The organism is Streptomyces sp. NPDC025651 (assembly GCF_055558735.1).
The window spans coordinates 274516-290863 of the sequence record NZ_JBVHLZ010000011.1 but is presented as its reverse complement, the minus strand read 5'-3'; the positions used below and the strand labels follow the sequence as shown (position 1 = coordinate 290863).

The 16348-nt window shown below is 70.5% G+C and carries 16 protein-coding genes; 12 read left to right on the top strand and 4 right to left on the bottom strand.

The window, feature by feature from the left end; translation table 11 throughout:
- Positions 1-35: 35 nt before the first annotated feature.
- The 3 genes from ACZ4D5_RS33790 to ACZ4D5_RS33780 form a co-directional block, all read right to left on the bottom strand.
- Entirely contained in the window at positions 36-368 is a 333-nt protein-coding gene (locus tag ACZ4D5_RS33790) for a hypothetical protein (RefSeq protein ID WP_467776292.1), read from the bottom strand.
- A 113-nt stretch (positions 369-481) separates the two neighbouring features.
- Positions 482-3391 carry a M48 family metalloprotease gene (locus ACZ4D5_RS33785; protein WP_467776291.1) on the bottom strand — a complete coding sequence of 970 codons (2910 nt, stop codon included), beginning with the start codon at positions 3389-3391 and terminating at the stop codon, positions 482-484.
- Between the two features lie 2 nt (positions 3392-3393).
- A complete protein-coding gene (locus ACZ4D5_RS33780) occupies positions 3394-3972 on the bottom strand; it encodes a hypothetical protein (protein ID WP_467776290.1) in 579 nt (192 codons plus the stop codon).
- Positions 3973-4266: 294 nt separating this feature from the next.
- Here ACZ4D5_RS33780 and ACZ4D5_RS33775 point away from each other — a divergent pair, with 294 nt between their 5' ends.
- The 3 genes from ACZ4D5_RS33775 to ACZ4D5_RS33765 all read left to right on the top strand — a co-directional run bounded on the left by ACZ4D5_RS33775 (position 4267) and on the right by ACZ4D5_RS33765 (position 6868).
- On the top strand, positions 4267-5643 hold the full coding sequence (locus ACZ4D5_RS33775; protein ID WP_467776289.1) for an MBL fold metallo-hydrolase: 1377 nt from the start codon (positions 4267-4269) through the stop codon (positions 5641-5643).
- A gap of 113 nt (positions 5644-5756) precedes the next feature.
- Positions 5757-6119: a rhodanese-like domain-containing protein gene (locus tag ACZ4D5_RS33770; protein WP_467776288.1), complete on the top strand. Its 363-nt coding sequence runs from the start codon at positions 5757-5759 to the stop codon at positions 6117-6119.
- Positions 6116-6868 carry a sulfite exporter TauE/SafE family protein gene (locus tag ACZ4D5_RS33765; RefSeq protein WP_467776287.1) on the top strand — a complete coding sequence of 251 codons (753 nt, stop codon included), beginning with the start codon at positions 6116-6118 and terminating at the stop codon, positions 6866-6868. The genes ACZ4D5_RS33770 and ACZ4D5_RS33765 overlap by 4 nt, the downstream gene beginning before the upstream one ends.
- Positions 6869-6980: 112 nt before the next feature.
- Here ACZ4D5_RS33765 and ACZ4D5_RS33760 read toward each other — a convergent pair whose 3' ends face one another.
- The gene (locus ACZ4D5_RS33760) at positions 6981-7262 is read right to left on the bottom strand and encodes a metal-sensitive transcriptional regulator (RefSeq protein ID WP_018845516.1); all 282 of its coding nucleotides are present in this window, start codon (positions 7260-7262) and stop codon (positions 6981-6983) included.
- Between the two features lie 75 nt (positions 7263-7337).
- Here ACZ4D5_RS33760 and ACZ4D5_RS33755 point away from each other — a divergent pair, with 75 nt between their 5' ends.
- The 9 genes from ACZ4D5_RS33755 (at position 7338) to ACZ4D5_RS33715 (ending at position 16344) form a co-directional block, all read left to right on the top strand.
- Positions 7338-7892, top strand: a complete 555-nt coding sequence (locus ACZ4D5_RS33755; RefSeq protein WP_467776286.1) for a rhodanese-like domain-containing protein — start codon at positions 7338-7340, stop codon at positions 7890-7892.
- Positions 7893-7994: 102 nt separating this feature from the next.
- On the top strand, positions 7995-9032 hold the full coding sequence (locus tag ACZ4D5_RS33750) for a sulfotransferase (RefSeq protein ID WP_467776285.1): 1038 nt from the start codon (positions 7995-7997) through the stop codon (positions 9030-9032).
- A gap of 104 nt (positions 9033-9136) precedes the next feature.
- Complete coding sequence (locus ACZ4D5_RS33745; RefSeq protein WP_467776284.1) at positions 9137-9922, top strand: SAM-dependent methyltransferase; 786 nt, start codon at positions 9137-9139, stop codon at positions 9920-9922.
- Between the two features lie 191 nt (positions 9923-10113).
- Complete coding sequence (locus ACZ4D5_RS33740; protein WP_467776381.1) at positions 10114-10809, top strand: response regulator transcription factor; 696 nt, start codon at positions 10114-10116, stop codon at positions 10807-10809.
- Positions 10802-11893 carry a sensor histidine kinase gene (locus tag ACZ4D5_RS33735; RefSeq protein WP_467776283.1) on the top strand — a complete coding sequence of 364 codons (1092 nt, stop codon included), beginning with the start codon at positions 10802-10804 and terminating at the stop codon, positions 11891-11893. Before ACZ4D5_RS33740 ends, ACZ4D5_RS33735 begins: the two co-directional genes overlap by 8 nt.
- A 247-nt stretch (positions 11894-12140) precedes the next feature.
- Positions 12141-13154 (top strand): D-isomer specific 2-hydroxyacid dehydrogenase family protein, encoded by a 1014-nt coding sequence (locus ACZ4D5_RS33730; protein WP_467776282.1) that lies wholly within the window; start codon positions 12141-12143, stop codon positions 13152-13154.
- Positions 13147-14214 carry a D-alanine--(R)-lactate ligase gene (vanA, locus tag ACZ4D5_RS33725; RefSeq protein WP_467776281.1) on the top strand — a complete coding sequence of 356 codons (1068 nt, stop codon included), beginning with the start codon at positions 13147-13149 and terminating at the stop codon, positions 14212-14214. The genes ACZ4D5_RS33730 and vanA overlap by 8 nt, the downstream gene beginning before the upstream one ends.
- Entirely contained in the window at positions 14207-14830 is a 624-nt protein-coding gene (gene vanX / locus ACZ4D5_RS33720) for a D-Ala-D-Ala dipeptidase VanX (protein WP_467776280.1), read from the top strand. Before vanA ends, vanX begins: the two co-directional genes overlap by 8 nt.
- Positions 14831-14982: 152 nt before the next feature.
- A complete protein-coding gene (locus ACZ4D5_RS33715) occupies positions 14983-16344 on the top strand; it encodes a UDP-N-acetylmuramoyl-tripeptide--D-alanyl-D-alanine ligase (RefSeq protein ID WP_467776279.1) in 1362 nt (453 codons plus the stop codon).
- The last annotated feature ends 4 nt before the right edge of the window (positions 16345-16348 follow it).

The window sequence follows — 16348 nt, the reverse complement described above, 5'->3', positions numbered from 1 at the left end:
CCCCAGGGCCTTACGGATCCCGAGCCCTCAGGGCCTTACGGATCCTGCGACCTGTCCGGCCTCTGATACTGCGCCTCGACGTGACACGCGCTGGTCAGGTCGCTCTTCGACGATCTCAGGACCAGGTCGAGCAGCATCTGGATGTCCGGATCCTCGACCTCGATCTCGGAGTTCTTGACGGCCCGCTTCAAGTCCTTGGCCTTCTTGCGGAACTTCGAACCGGGACGCGCGAGGTCCTTGAGGGCGAGTTCCATGTCAGGTGTGACCTTCTGCCCCTTCTCCCAGAGCATCCACAGCGCCAGGAAGCGCGCGCAGAGAAAGGCCATGTAGTCGGGCGGTGTCGGCAGGGCGGAGAGGCTCGCCGTCACGGTAGGAGCGGCCGGAGGCGTCGGCGGCGGGGATTGACCCGTGTTCGGGGCACACGCGGTCGCGGCAACGGCGGCGAGAGCGATCGTGACTGGCAGGGGCCTCCTGGAGGTCGTCACCGTCCGACTCCGATCCGCTCGAAGAAGGCGTCGAGGCCTTCGAACTTCATCGCCTGGGTCTCATCGGCGAGTTCGTACATCGAGGTCCCGCCGGTGTCGAGCTCCCGGGTGCAGTGGCTGCTGATGCGGCGAGCGGCGGTGTAGACGGCTTTCCACTGCGCCTGCGCCGTGCGATCGGGTATGGGGATGAAGCGTTCGGCACGCTCGGCGACGCGGCCCATCCGGCGGCAGGCCGCCGTGGCGTCCTTTCTGATCCGGGCGTAGGCGCGGTAGATCGCCACCGTTTGCCCGGCGGTGGTGTCGTCTGTCAGGCGAGGCAACTTCGCGGTGTAGTCGGCGAGGAGGACGAGGTAGGCGGAGTCCCAGCCCAGTTGGAGCTTCATCTCCTGGCCTCCCGCGTAGAACCACCCGATGGCACGGGATGGAGAGTCGCGATGCAGGGAAAGGCTGCCGCTCGCGTCGTCGGAGGAGGCGCGAGCGGCGGGCCCGGGGACGGTGAACGCGATCAACGTGGTGGCCAGGGCGGCCAGCGCGAGAGGGGCGGCCCGGGCGGGGGTGGCCTGGGCAGGTGTGGCAGCGCCCTCTGGGGTGGCAGCGCCTTCCGGGCCGTCCTTCGGCCGCCCGCCCCGGAGTTGCTCGTCCGTGTCCGCGACGCCGGGACCGCGGACGGTGCCCCCGCTGCCGGCACCGCGAACCGTGGGCTCGAGCTCGCGTCCGCGCCGTTCCACGAAGCGACTTGCGACGTCCCGTACGGCCGCAGCCCCCACAGCGGCGGTGAGCGCGCTCAGCACCCCGAGCACGAGGGGCGGGTCCGCCAGGCGCAGGAAATCCATGATGTCCGCGACCGAGCGGCTCACTTCGTCGCCGGAACAGGCCGAGAGGTAGGCGTTGGCCGGGCCCACACAGCCGTCGAGGATCCACAGGGCGCCGTGGCCGGTGAGTCCGAGGAGCAGGGCCAGGCCGCCGGACAGGACCGCGTACGGGACGGCCGGGCGAGGCAGGATCGCGGCGGCCAGGGCGGCGGCGAAGGCCGCCGCGGCGATCAGCGCGCCCATCCGCCACGCCTGGTAGGTCCACGGGACCGCCGCTCCGGCGTCGGGCCGCACCAACTCCTCGTGCCAGGAGCCGTTGATCACTGTCGCCCCGACCAGCGCGACGGCGGCGCCCGCGACGCCGGGCAGGACGATCCGTGACAGGCCCGGCCGGGATCGCCCCTGGCGCCGCAGCAGTACGTAGGCGAGCAGAGCGGTCGGTGCCAGCCACACCAGGGTGGCACCGACGATGGGGGCCGGATCCACCGTCAGAAGCACGGCGCCTTGGTGCAGGAGGGCGGCGAGGCGCGGAAGCGGCAGCCAGGCGCCGTCCGCGATCACCCCGCTGGCTCCGATCCCCGCGGCAGCCGACTGCGGCTCCAGCAGAAGCAGCGGGGCGAAGGAGTAGAAGACCATCAGCGGTGCGCCGATGGCCGCGACGGTGGTCAAGTGGCCGCCCCAGAAAGCGGGGATGCGCACGCGTGCGGGCAGGTGGTGGACCACCAGGTCGGCCATCTGCGCGATCCACACGCCTGCCACCACGGCGCCGGCGAACAGGACGCCCAGGAACCAGGAGTTGTCCGGCAGCCAGATGCCGTAGTCGGCGGGGAAGGAGATCGCGGTGCCACAGGCCAGCCCGACGCCCAGGGCTGCCCCCTCCCGCCAGCCGCGGGGAGAGGTGATGCCGTGGTCGGCCGCGTACATGGCGGCACGCCAGATCGGCGCGGCGACCACGGACAGGGCCAGGGCGACGGTCAGCCACAGCAGCAGGGCGTCCAGCCCGAACTCCTGGAGGCCCGACTGCCGACTGGCGACCAGGCCGGCCACCGTTCCCGCCAGGCCGGTGGGCACCAGGTTCGGGCGGTAGAGCTGCCCGGGGTCGTTCAGCGCCCGCAGGCGGGCCGTTTCGCTGGGGTGCCACAACCGGCGTGACGCGTCGCGCAGACGCAGGAGCCACGAGCGGGACGCCCCCTGCTCCTGGGCGGCGGCCAGCAAGGACCGCACATCGCCGTGCCACGCGGGCGGCAGCACGTCGGCGTGGTACTCGCGGACGCGCAGGACGTCGGCGCGTGCCAGATACACGGCTGCCGCCAGACCCCCCGCACGGACCAAGTCCTGCAGCGGATTCATGAATTCACGCGATACCCCGCTGAACGCCGGGGCCAGGGACCACAGGAGCGCCGGGCCGAGGACCACGAGCAGGAAGGCGCGCCAGAGAGCGATGGTGGCGTAGGTCAGTCCCACGTCGTGGTTGGCGACGTGGTTGAGCTCGTGCAGCACCACGCCCCGGCACGCCTCGATCTCCGCGCTCCGCCGCCCGGCGGGAACACCGAGGTCCCGCTGTTCCAGCGCGGCGGCGTAGCGGCACAGCAACCCGGCGTTCAGGGCGACGGTGTTGCGGCCGAAGCGCCCGAACGCCACTGCCGCGCAGCTCGGGTCATACGGATTGATCATGAACCGCACACGGCGGGCGGGCACACCCGTGCACGCGCACAGTTCGGCGAGTTCGGCCCGCAGCGCATCGGTGTCGCCGTCACGGTCGTGGTGCTGTCGCACGTCGAGGTCGACCAGGCGTGCCCGGTAGCACTTCCACGTCGGCAGCGACACGTAAATGATCAGCGCGACGGCCGCGACACCGGCGAGCGAGACCAGTGCCTGCTCCCTGACCAGACCGAGGACGGGGTCCTGGCCCTCCATGCACCGGTCGAATCCACCGATGCCGCGCGTGGCCCTGCGGCACTGGTCCTCCTTGCCGACTGCGGCGACGCGGTTCTGGCGTGCGATGTCGAGCAGCGAACCGAGGCTGGTGACGGTGATGAGCGCCAGCAGCAGGAAGAAGCGGAAGGTGGTTCCGATGTCCAGGTGGCGGCGCACCGCTACCGCCCGCCGCCCTGCTCGTCCCGGCCCTCGCCCTCGCCATCGCGGCCCGTGGCGTCATCGTCCGTGGCGTCTTCGTCCGCGGCGCCTTCGTCTTCACCGCCCTGCGCGCCGTCGTCGCCGAGGGCCAGGGCCGCGGTGACCCGATCGGCCACCGCACGGGCGGTGTCATCGGGGATCTGCGCTTCCACCAGCTTGTGGACCATCAGGTCGTGCATGGCGCGCAGCTGCTCACGCGGGAGTTCGTGCAGGGTGACGGCGACCGGCCGACGGCGGAACAGCCGTTGCAGCCAGACTCCGAACAGCGAGCCGGTGAGCCCCGCGGCCACCGTACGGAAGCTTTCCTCGACCGCGATCATCAGCACCGGGCCGAGGACGGCAGCGACCTCCCCGATCCCGAATCCGAGCGGATCGCCGTTCCTGCGCCGCCGCCTCAGCCGCCGGACGATCCGCGCATCGTCCGCCGTGACCAGCAGGGCGTCGAGCACCCGCCGCTCCTCGGCGGACGCGTGACCACGGTCCACCGCGAACCGCACGCCGTCGTCGACCACGTCCCGTAACGCGACCTGGTGCCGCATCGACCCGCCCCCGTTCCCCCGCTTCTCCTACTCCCCGTACGCCTGCCACTTCCCCGAGCTTCCCCGTGTCGTCGTGCCGCCGACGGGTGGGAACCCTCTGGCGCATTGTCCGCCAAGGCCGTCCCCCGCGGTTCAGAACGGCTGATTCCTCTATACCCCGCCGGGTACCCGAGCACCCTCAGGAGACGCCTTGAGCGGGTGCTCCCCCACCCGTGAAATACCCCCAGGGGTATCACTGTTAGAGTGAACATCAGATACCCCCCGGGGTACACCGATCGAGAGGAGTCGTCAGTCGTGTTCTTCGTCGACACCCTGGAGTTCGCGGGCCTGGGCAACCGCAGCTACCTGGCGGGCGGGCCGCGTGCCGCGGTGGTCATCGACCCGCCGCGCGACATCGACCAGGTCATCGCGGCGGCAGCCCGCCGCGGCGTACGCATCGCTTTCGTGGCCGAGACCCATGTCCACAACGACTACGTCACCGGCGGCCCGGAGCTGGCCCGCGTCACCGGCGCCACCTACCTGGTGCCGGCCGGGGCGCACGTGTCCTTCGCCCGCACCCCCATAGCCGACGGCGACACGGTGACGGTGGACGAGGACCTGGTGCTGCGCGCGATCGCCACCCCCGGACACACCCCGCACCACACCTCCTACGCCCTTGCCGAGGGCGGACGCGGCGTGGCGGCGTTCACCGGCGGCTCGCTCCTGATCGGCACCGTGGGCCGCCCCGACCTCGTCGAGCCGCGGCTGACCGAGCAGTTGGCCCGCGCCCAGCACGCCTCCGCCCACCGCCTCGCCGACGAGCTGGACGACGAGGTGCCGGTGCTGCCCACGCACGGCTTCGGCAGCTTCTGCTCCTCCTCGCAGTCCGAGGGCGACCGGACCACGATCGGCAAGGAACGCGCGACCAACGACGCGCTGACCCTGGACGTGGACACCTTCGTCGCCCGGACGCTCGCGGGTCTGGACGACGTACCCGCCTACTACGCGCACATGGGCCCGGCCAACGCCGCGGGCCCCGCACCGGTCGACCTCACCCCGCCCGAGCGCGCGGACGCCGAGGAGATCGCCTCCCGCCTTGCCGCGGGCGAGTGGGTCGTGGACCTGCGCAGCCGCGTCGCCTTCGCCGAGGGGCACGTGGCCGGGTCGTTCAACTTCGAGGGCGAGGGCAAGCTCGCCACCTACCTGGCCTGGCTGATCCCGTGGGGCAAGCCCGTCACCCTGCTCGCCGAGACGCCCGGGCAGATCGCCGAGGCGCAGCGGGAACTCACACGCGTGGGCATCGACCGCCCGGCCGCCGCAGCCACCGGAGGACCGGCCGACTGGGTCCGCGAGGGCGAGCGGCCCGCCTCCTTCCCGCGCGCCCGCTTCGCCGACCTCGCCGACGTCCGCGAGCGCGGGGAGCCGGTGGTGGTGCTGGACGTGCGGCGCGACTCCGAGCGCGCGGGCGGCTTCGTCGACGGCTCGGTCCACATCCCGATCCACGAGCTGCACGGCCGCGTCGGCGAGGTGCCGGACGGGGTGGTGTGGGTGCACTGCGCCGGCGGGATGCGCGCGGCGATCGCCGCCTCCCTGCTCGATGCCGTCGGCCGCGACGTGGTCGCCGTCGACGACGGCTTCGACGCCGCCACCGCGGCGGGCCTGACCCTCACCCGCCCTCAAGGCACGGACTGACCCGCCCCTGGGCACGGACTGACCCGCCTCCCCCGGGGCAGGGACTGACGCGCCCCTCGGGGCACGGGCTGACGCGCCGTCCTCCACGCCACTCGTACGAAAGTGATCTCGCGATGTTCTCGTTCCTTCGCCGCGGCTCCGGCCGCCTCACCCCCGAGCAGGCCCATCAGCGCACCGACGACGGCAAGGCCGTTCTGCTGGACGTCCGTGAAACAGCGGAGTGGGATGCCGGGCACGCACCCGGCGCGCTGCACCTGCCGCTGTCGCGTCTGACGGCCGGAGCGCCGCTCCCGGCCGCCGCGCAGGGCAGGCCGGTGATCACCGTCTGTCGCTCCGGTCACCGCTCCCAGCGGGCCGCGAAGCTGCTGGCCGCCCAGGGCGTCGAGGCCACCGACGTCACCGGTGGCATGACCGCCTGGGCGGATGCGGGCCTGCCGGTCACCGGCCGGGACGGCAGCAGCGGTGTCATAGCGTGAGTGCGCTGATCCTGGCCCTGACCGCCGGGGCCGTGGTCGGGCTCGCGCTCGGCGCGCTCGGCGGGGGCGGCAGCGTCCTGGCGGTGCCCGCGCTGATCTACCTGCTCGGCTTCACCCCGGCCGCGGCCACCACCGCGGGCCTGATCATCGTCACCGCCACCTCGCTGACCGGGCTCTTCGCCCACGCCCGCACCGGCAACGTCCGCTGGAAGGCCGGTGCCCTGTTCGCCGCGGCGGGGCTCCTGCCCGCCGCCGCGGCCGGGGCCGCCGCGTCCCGTCTGCCCCAGCCGGTGCTGACCGCCGCGTTCGCAGCCGTCGCCGCGCTCGCCGCCGTCAAGATGCTGCGCCCCGGCCACGCCGCCACCGGTCCGGAGGGCGGCAGGACACGACCTGCCAAGGCCGCCGGTACCGGTGCGGGGCTCGGCGCGCTGACCGGTCTGCTCGGGGTCGGCGGAGGCTTCCTCGCCGTCCCGGCGCTGGTCACCGTCCTCGCGTTCGAGATGCAGGCCGCCGTCGGCACCAGCCTGCTGGTCATCTCGGCGAACTCGCTGGCCTCCCTGGCCACCCGCGGTGCCACCACCGCCGGTATCGACTGGGCGGTCGTCGGCCCCTTCACCGGCGCAGCGATCCTCGGCGCCTGGGACGGCAAACGCCTGGGCTCCAAGGCCACCGGCACCCGGCTGCAGCGCACCTTCGCCGTCGTGCTGCTGGCCGTGGCGGCCTTCATGCTCGTCGACGCCGTCGTCTGACGCGCCGGACGGGCGATCGGGCACGACGGCTCCGTGGCGCTGCGGGCCCGTGACACAACGGCCCCGTGGCACAACGGCACAGCGATACCCGCGACACCGCGGTGCCGCGGCCTCAGGCCAAAGAAAGGAACAGCTTCTCCAGACGGGCACGCATCTGCTCCCGATCTCCGGAGGCGGCCATGTCCGCATCGGTCAGGCAGTGCTGCAGACCGGTCGCGATGATCGCGAAGCCGGCCTTGTCCAGGGCCCGGGAGGCCGCCGCGAGCTGGGTGACCACGTCCTCGCAGTCCCGTCCCTCCTCGATCATCTTGATCACGCCGGCGATCTGTCCCTGCGCCCTGCGCAGCCGGTTGACCACCGTCTTCAGTTCCTCAGCCGCCATCGCCAGCTCCACAACCCACACTCCTTCGTGATACCCCGGCGGGTATCGTACCGAAGGGGTAACCCCACCCCTGCAAAGGAAAATCCCGTGGCTCTCACCGTCGACCAGGCCTACGCCCGCCTGCACGAGCTGACCGTCATCGACGTGCGCACACCCGGCGAGTTCGCCTCCGGCCACCTGCCCGGCGCGCTCAACATCCCCCTCGACCACCTCGATGCCGCCCTGCCCGCCCTCAAGACCGCCGCGGCTCGCGGCGGCCTGCTCATCGTGTGCGCCTCAGGCACGCGCTCCGCGACCGCCTGCCGGCACCTGGCCGACCAGGGCATCACCGCCACCACCCTCACCGGCGGCACCACCGCCTGGACGAGGCACGGCCACGACACCCACCGTCCCGTCGGCACACGCGCCCCCTGGGCCATGGAGCGCCAGGTCCGCCTCGCCGCCGGATCCCTCGTCCTGACCGGCCTCGTCGCCGGACAGCGCTGGAGCGCGCTGCGCCTGCTGTCCGCGGGCGTCGCCGGCGGCCTGGTCCTCTCCGCCCTGACCGACACCTGCGGCTTGGCCAGGATCCTGGCCAAGCTCCCCCACAACCGGCCCGGAGCCGCCGACCTGGACGCCACGCTCGCCGCCCTGACCGGCTGAGGCCGCGGGACCCACGGGGCGCGGGAAGGCGGCATGGACGGGCCCGCCTCGCTGTGCTGAGCTGCACGGAGCCCTGGAACACCCGCCCTGTGCCTTCGGAGAGTGACCTTGCGCAGCTTGACCTTCGTCATCGGTACGGGCCGCAGCGGCTCCACCGCGCTGTCCCGCATCCTCAACGCCCACCCCGACGTCCTCAGCCTCAACGAGTACATGGCCTCGGTCGGCGAAGCGGCCTTCCCTCAAGGCCAGTTGTCGGGCGCGGAGTTCTGGGAGGCCCTGTTCAGGCCCACCCCGTACTTCGCGAGCATGCTCCGCAGTGGGCTGCCGATGCCGGAGTTCCTCTACACCAAGCGCCCCGGGCGCTACTCCGCGGAGACCACCGGCATCCCCGCGCTCTCCCTGATGGTGCTGCCGCACCTCACCGACGACCCCGACGGCCTGCTCGACGAGATCCACGCGGCGGTCGTCCAGTGGCCCGGCCGTCCCGCCGCCGAACATCACGCGGCGCTCTTCGCGTTGCTCGGCGCGCGGTTCGGCCGCACCGCCGTCGTGGAGCGCTCCGGGTACTCGACGGGCTGGGCGCCGGGCCTTCGGGAGACCTTCCCGCACGCGAAGTTCGTGCACCTCTTCCGGGACGGCCCCGACTGCGCCCTGTCCATGAGCCGCCACGTCGGATACCGCGTCATCACCTTGCTGCGCGAGATCAAGGAGCGGACGGGTGCCGAGAGCTTCGGCGACCTCACACAGGAGCAGGTGCGCTCGCTCCCGCCCGACCTGGCGCCCCTGCTCACCGACCGTTTCGACCCCGCGCTCGTACGCGACCGGGACCTCCCCCCGCGGCGATTCGGCGAACTGTGGTCCGAACTCGTCGTCCAGGGCACCGAGTTCCTCGACGGCCTGCCTGCCGGTCAGCGCATGACGCTCTCGTACGAGGCTCTCCTCGACGCCCCTCGCGAGGAACTCACCCGCTTCGCCGCGTTCGTCGGGGTCGAGCCCTCCCCGCGGTGGCTGGACGGCGCGTGCGCCCAGCTCGACGGCGGCCGCCGGGGCTCGGCGACGCGGCAGCTGACGGCCACCGACCTGGAGGACCTGAGGCAGAGCTGCGCTCCGGGCACGCATGCGGTCAACTCTGCGCAATGATCTGGCCAATGCCATAATCACCTGGCCCCCTCCCGCCTCACCCCGTAACGCGCGAAGCGGTCCCGGTGAAGCGGTCGGCGATCTCGCACACGCTGGAGTCACGCATGTCGTCACAGTCCTTCGGAAGCCGCATCGACACGAGCAAGGCCCATCCGGCGCGTGTCTACGACTGGCTCCTCGGCGGCAAGGACAACTATCCGGTCGACCAGGAGGTGGCGGAGAAGCTGCCGCCGGAGGCGCGGCTCAACGCCATGCGCAACCGGGCGTTCATGCACCGTGCGGCGGCCTGGCTGGCGGGCCGGGGCGTGGACCAGTTCCTCGACATCGGCACGGGCATCCCGACCGAGCCGAACCTGCACCAGATCGTGCAGGGCGTCGTGCCGTCGGCGCGGATCGCGTACGCCGACAACGACCCCATCGTGCTGCGGCACGCCGAGGCGCTGCTCGTCAGCAGCGCCGAGGGAGCCACCGACTACATCGAGGCCGACGTACGGCAGCCCGAGGCGATCCTCGAACACGCCCGTACGTTCCTGGACTTCACCCGGCCCGTCGCGCTGTCGATGATCGCGCTGATGCACTTCATCACCGACGAGGAGGATCCCTACGGCCTGACGCGGACGCTGGTCGACGCGCTGCCCTCGGGCAGTTGGTTCGTGTTCTCCCACGGCACCACCGATGAGCACCCGCACCTCGTGAAGTCGGTGACGACCACGTACCGCAAGGGCGAGATTCCGCTGCGCATGCGGACACGCGCCGAGGTCGAGCCGTTCTTCGACGGCCTGGAACTGCTGGCTCCGGGGCTGGTCACGGCGACCAAGTGGTACAAGGACTCGCCTGCGCCGGACGAGGAGCTGAGCGGCTTCTACGTCGGCGTCGCCCGCGTGCCGTAACCCGACGACGTTGACCGAAGGCTCGTCGATGGGCAGATCGTGGTGTTCATGCAGGTCACGGCCCCGGATGCCGTCCCGGGACGCTCGTTGAAGGCGGTCTCGACGCACTGATGGACGGTGGCACGGTGTTGTCGGCGCGTATGCGGTTTCTGATACGCGGACGATATGTGTCCGCTCGTACCATCGAGAGCATGCGTGTGTTGATCGTCGAGGACGAACCCTATATGGCGGAAGCCATCCGCGATGGCCTGCGCCTGGAAGCGATCGCGGCCGACCTCGCGGGCGACGGCGACATCGCCCTGGAAATGCTGAGCGTCAACAGCTACGACATCGCCGTCCTCGACCGCGACATCCCCGGCCCTTCCGGTGACGAGATCGCCAAACGCATCGTCGCCTCGGGCAGCGGCATGCCGATCCTCATGCTGACCGCGGCCGACCGCCTCGACGACAAGGCGTCCGGCTTCGAGCTCGGCGCCGACGACTACCTCACGAAACCGTTCGACCTGCGGGAACTCGTCCTCAGACTCCGGGCGCTCGACCGCAGGCGTGGCCACAGCCGGCCTCCGGTCCGCGAGATCGCAGGGCTGCGGCTGGATCCGTTCCGACGCGAGGTCTACCGGGACGGCCGCTACGTCGCGCTGACGCGCAAGCAGTTCGCCGTACTCGAGGTCCTCATCGCCGCCGAGGGCGGCGTCGTCAGCGCCGAGGAGCTTCTGGAGCGCGCGTGGGACGAGAACGCCGATCCGTTCACCAATGCTGTGCGCATCACCGTCTCGGCACTGCGCAAGCGTCTCGGTGAGCCGTGGATCATCGCCACGGTCCCCGGCGTCGGCTATCGCATCGACGCACAGCCGCAGGCCGGAGACCGGGGAGAGAGCCGTGGATAGAGCGCCTGGGCTGAGTGTCCGCCTCAAGCTCACCCTCAGCTACGCCGGTTTTCTCGTGCTCGCCGGTTCCCTGCTGCTCGCCGCCGTAGGAGTGTTCCTCCTGCGACAGGGGTGGTTGCAAACCAACGAAGAGGGGTCATGGAGAAGAACTCCGGGCGTCGACTTCGTGCGTGGTTTCGCGCCGTTGGCAGCCGCGGTGATGGTGTTCCTCCTCGTGTTCGGCCTCCTGGGAGGATGGCTCCTCGCCGGTCGTATGCTCGCCCCTCTGGCTCGCATCACCAACGCCACCCGCACGGCCGCCACAGGATCGCTCTCGCACCGTATCCAGATGCCGGGCCGCCAGGACGAGTTCCGTGAACTTGCCGACGCCTTCGACGCGATGCTCGCACGGCTTGAAGCACACGTCGCCGAGCAGCAGAGATTCGCGGCAAACGCCTCGCACGAACTCCGCACCCCGCTGGCCATCTCGAAGTCGCTTCTCGACGTGGCCCGCACCGATCCATCGCGCGACACCGGCGAAGTCCTCGACCGCCTCCAAGCTGTCAACACCCGAGCGATCGACCTCACTGAGGCGCTGCTCTTGCTCAGCCGAGCCGACCAGCGATCCTTCGCCCGAGAGCAGGTCGACCTGTCCCTCATGGCGGAAGAAGCCACCGAAACGCTGCTCCCCCTCGCGGAAAAGAACGGCGTCACCATCGAGACCCGCGGCGACATCACCCCCGCGAGCGGATCGCCGGCGCTCCTGCTGCAACTGACCATGAACCTCGTGCACAACGCGATCGTCCACAATCTGCCCGAACAGGGCAGGGTGTGGGTCACTACCGGCGTCGACTCCGGCACCGCGATGCTCACGGTCGAAAACACCGGCGAGAAACTGCCCCTACACCTGGTCTCGACGCTCACCGAACCATTCCAGAGGGGCACCGAGCGCATCCACGCCAACCAGACGGGCGTCGGCCTCGGCTTGGCCATCGTCGCAACCATCACTCGCGCACACGACGGCACCCTCACCCTCACCCCGCGCGACACCGGCGGCCTGCACATCACGGTGGAACTGCCCGCGCGCACGTCCCCGCGGTCGTGATACGTGTGACGGGGTCACGAGACCGACGTCAGCGGGGATGAAGCCGCAGCGCGCACCAGCCGAAGTACAGGATGCTCTCGGCCCGATCGCACCAGCGCCGTCATCTGCCTAGCCCCGCTCGGCGAACGCCGCGCGGGCCAACAAAGCGGGCCGACAAAGCGGGCCGACAAAGCGGGCCGACAACTTATCGACAGCGTATCGAAAACTGCATACGCGTCGGCAACACCCCGCCTCCTTGAATGGAGGCATGACCTACAGCGAACCAGTGGGAATCACCGCTTTCGGATGCGGGCGGGACGAAGCCGCACGGTTCCGGGATCTGGCCGCCCGATTCGGAGTCACGCCGACAATCACGGAATCCGCGGTGTCGGAGGACAACGTCCACCTGGCATCCGGAAACCGGTGCATCAGCGTCGGACACAAGACCCGGATCACCCCGGCGACCATTCGTGCGCTGAGCCGAGTCGGCGTCTCCTACATCTCCACGAGAAGCATCGGGTACGACCACATCGACGTGGATTATGCGAGCCGCTTCGGTATTTCCGTCGGGAACGTCAGCTATTCCCCCGACAGTGTCGCCGACTACACGGTGATGATGCTGCTGATGGCGGTTCGCCATGCCAAGTCCACTGTCCGCCGTGCGGATGTGCACGACTACCGGCTGCACGACGTACGGGGGAAGGACCTGCGCGACCTGACCGTCGGCGTGGTCGGAACGGGGCGCATCGGCACGGCCGTCATGGAAAGGCTCCGCGCCTTCGGATGCCGGATTTTGGCGTACGGAAATCGTGCCGGTGAATCCGGTGATTCCGGCGAATCAAGCGACCCTGGCGTCCCCGGCGAGGAGGTCGCGCTCGATGAATTGCTGAGGTCGAGCGACGTCGTCACGCTCCATGCGCCGCTCAACGCCGAGACGCACCACCTCCTCGACCGTGAACGCATCCAGCGGATGAAACGCGGCTCGTTCGTGGTCAACACCGGGCGCGGCGCCCTCATCGACACCGCCGCGCTGGTCGCGGCGCTGGAGGACGGGCACCTGGGCGGTGTCGCCCTCGACGTCGTCGAGGGCGAGGAAGGCGTGTTCTACACCGACCGACGGAACGCACCCATCGACAGCAAGCCACTGCTGCGGCTGCAGGAGATGCCGAACGCGTTCATCAGTCCGCACACCGCGTACTACACGGACCGTGCCCTGAGCGACACGGTCGAGAACTCGATCACCAACTGTCTGGAATTCGAAAGCAGGAATCAGCATGCCTAAGGCCAAGCTTCAGGTCGGAATCCTCTTCGGAGGCTGCTCGGAGGAGCACCCCATCTCCATCAAGTCCGCGCAGGAGATCGCGCGGAACCTCGACCCGGACACCTACGAGCCGTACTTCATCGGGATCACCCGCAACGGCGCCTGGAGACTCTGCGAGGGCCCCGCCACGGACTGGGAGAGCGGCGCAGACCGGCCCGCCGTGCTGTCCCCGGACCGCGGCGTGCGCGGACTGCTCGTCCTCGACCAGGGGAAGTACGAGACGATCGGCCTGGACGTCGTGGTGCCCGTCCTGCACGGCAAGCTCGGGGAGGACGGCGCGGTCCAGGGCCTGCTCGAGCTGTCCGGAATCCCGTACGTGGGCTGCGACGTCCAGAGTTCCGCGCTGGGCATGGACAAGTCCCTCGCCTACGTCGTCGCCGCCGGCGCCGGAATCGCCACGCCGCGTTTCTGGACGGTCGCGGCGGACGAGGACATCGAAGCCGACCGGCTCACCTACCCCGTCTTTGTGAAGCCTGCCCGCTCGGGATCGTCCTTCGGGGTCAGCAAGGTGGCGAACGCGGAAGAACTGCCGGCCGCGCTGGACGTCGCCCGGCGGTACGACACGAAAGTACTGATCGAGGAGGCGGTCGTCGGCAGCGAGGTGGGATGCGCCATCCTGGGCGACGGAACGGACCTGACCGCGGGAGAAGTCGACCGCATCGCCCTGTCCCACGGATTCTTCCGGATTCACCAGGAGGACGAACCCGAGACCGGCTCCGACAATTCGACGCCGATCGTCCCCGCCGATATTCCGGCTGAATCCCGGGCACGCGTCCAGGAAGTGGCGAAGGCCGTCTACCGCGCCCTGGGATGCAGCGGACTCGCCCGCGTGGACCTGTTCCTCAAGGAGGACGGACAGGTCGTCCTCAACGAGGTCAACACATTCCCCGGCATGACCTCGTACAGCCGATATCCGAGGATGATGGCCGCCGCCGGGGTTCCGCTGCCCGAAGTGATCGACCGACTGGTGACCGGGACGCTCGCCCGGCCCCTGACTCCGACGGAGCAGGCCGATGCCTAACGACTTCGTCTTCTTGGACGAGTTCATACCCGGGGTCCGCTGGGACGCCAAGTACGCCACCTGGGACAACTTCACCGGAAAACCGGTCAACGGATACCTGGCCAATCGCATCGTCGGCACCAGGGCCCTGTGTGCGGCATTGCAGAGCGCGCGAGAAGAGGCCGCCTCGCACGGATTCGGCCTCCTTCTCTGGGACGGCTACCGCCCGCAACGTGCCGTGGACTCTTTCCTGCGCTGGTCGGAGCAGCCGGAGGACGGCCGCACCAAGCACCGCCACTACCCCAACATCGACCGGCCCGCGATGTTCGAGAACGGATACGTGGCCGCCAAGTCGGGCCACAGCCGCGGCAGTACCGTCGACCTGACGCTGTACCACCTGGAAACCGGCGACCTCGCCGTCATGGGCGGCGACCACGACCTGATGGACTCGATCTCGCACCACGGAGCGGAAGGAATCTCGCGCGCCGCGGCGGACAACCGCAGGCGCCTTCGCTCCATCATGGAGACCAGTGGATTCAGCTCCTACGCATGTGAATGGTGGCATTACACGCTCAAGGACGAGCCCTACCCGGACACCTATTTCAACTTTCCCATCACACAGGTGAGTCTGGGATGAACACGGCGAGGCTCCGGCGGTCCGGCCGGAGCCTCGGCGTCCCCGGACACCGAACGGCGAAAACGAGCACCCCCACCCGAGCCGCCCACCTATCGCCGGCGTATCGAGAACCGCATACGCGCCCGCAACACCCCGCCGCCTTCACTGAAGCCATGACTCAGAGCCAGCCATCCCTCGCCCCGCACCCCCTCTCCCTCGCCGAGATCGCCGCGCTCGTCGGCGGCCGGGTCACGGGTGACGCGACCGTCGCAGTGAGTGCGCCGGCCGTACTCGACAGCCGGCACGGCGAGCCGGGCGGTCTCTTCGTCGCCATGGCCGGTGAGCGCGTCGACGGCCACGACTACGCCGGCCACACCCGTGCGACCGCCGTGCTCGGCTCACGGCCGACACCTCTCCCCACAGTCGTCGTCGACGACGTACCGGCGGCACTGCAGACACTCGCCGCCCACACCGTGGCCCGGCTGCGCGAGCGGCTGACCGTCGTCGCGGTGACGGGCTCGCAGGGCAAGACCAGCACCAAGGACCTGCTGTCCGTGGTCCTTTCGGGCGCCGGGCCGACCGTCGCCACACACGGTTCGTACAACAACGAACTCGGCGTGCCCCTGACCATGCTGCGCGCCAACGCGCACACCCGCTTCCTCGCCCTCGAAATGGGCGCCCGCCACCTCGGCGACATAGCCCACCTCACCGGCCTGGTCGCACCCGACATCGCGGTCGTGCTCAACGTCGGCCAGGCCCACATCGGGGAGTTCGGCTCGCGCGCGGCCATCGCACGGACCAAGGGCGAACTCGTGCGCGGCCTCGCTCCCGGCGGCACCGCCGTCCTCAACGCCGACGACCCCCGCGTCGTCGCGATGCGCGCGCTGACCGACGGGCCGGTCCTGACCTTCGGCCGCGCCGAACACGCCGACGTGAGTGTCACGGACCTGGTCCTCGACCGCCTGGGCCGGGCGACCTTCACGCTGCGCGCCTCCGGCGCCTCGGCCCGTGTCGCACTGCCGCTCGTGGGCGCCCACCAGGCACTCAACGCGGCGGCCGCCGCCGCGGCGGGACTCGCGGCCGGCATCCCCCTGGTCACCTCGGCGGTGGCCCTCAGCACCGCTTCACTGTCCAGGTGGCGCATGGAGCGCAGAACCCTGGCCTGCGGCGCGACACTGCTCAACGACTCCTACAACGCCAACCCCGACTCCACCCGAGCCGCCCTGGACACGCTCGCCGCGGTCGCGGGTCGGCGCCGTATCGCCGTACTCGGCGCGATGCTCGAACTGGGCGCCGGCAGCGAGGCCGAACACCGAGCCGTGGGCGAGTACGCGGCCGCGCGCGCCGACCTGGTGGCCGTCGTCGGCGAAACCGCCCGTCCCGTCGCCGACGCCGCGGGGAAGCGGGCGGTCGCGTTCACGGACAACCAAGCAGCCGCCGCCTGGCTGCGCGAGAGCCTCACCGGCGGCGACGTCGTCCTCATCAAGGCGTCGCGCGGCGCCCGCCTCGACGAGGTGGCCGCCGCGCTCGGGTAACCGT

Bases quoted from the DNA above. Each gene is read 5' to 3' on its own strand.
- ACZ4D5_RS33730 (WP_467776282.1), top strand. From the start codon at position 12,141: ATGACCTACAGCGAACCAGTGGGAATCACCGCTTTCGGATGCGGGCGG.
- vanA (WP_467776281.1), top strand. From the start codon at position 13,147: ATGCCTAAGGCCAAGCTTCAGGTCGGAATCCTCTTCGGAGGCTGCTCG.
- ACZ4D5_RS33715 (WP_467776279.1), top strand. From the start codon at position 14,983: ATGACTCAGAGCCAGCCATCCCTCGCCCCGCACCCCCTCTCCCTCGCC.
- ACZ4D5_RS33770 (WP_467776288.1), top strand. From the start codon at position 5,757: ATGTTCTCGTTCCTTCGCCGCGGCTCCGGCCGCCTCACCCCCGAGCAG.
- ACZ4D5_RS33740 (WP_467776381.1), top strand. From the start codon at position 10,114: ATGCGTGTGTTGATCGTCGAGGACGAACCCTATATGGCGGAAGCCATC.
- ACZ4D5_RS33780 (WP_467776290.1), bottom strand. From the start codon at position 3,972: ATGCGGCACCAGGTCGCGTTACGGGACGTGGTCGACGACGGCGTGCGG.
- ACZ4D5_RS33745 (WP_467776284.1), top strand. From the start codon at position 9,137: ATGTCGTCACAGTCCTTCGGAAGCCGCATCGACACGAGCAAGGCCCAT.
- vanX (WP_467776280.1), top strand. From the start codon at position 14,207: ATGCCTAACGACTTCGTCTTCTTGGACGAGTTCATACCCGGGGTCCGC.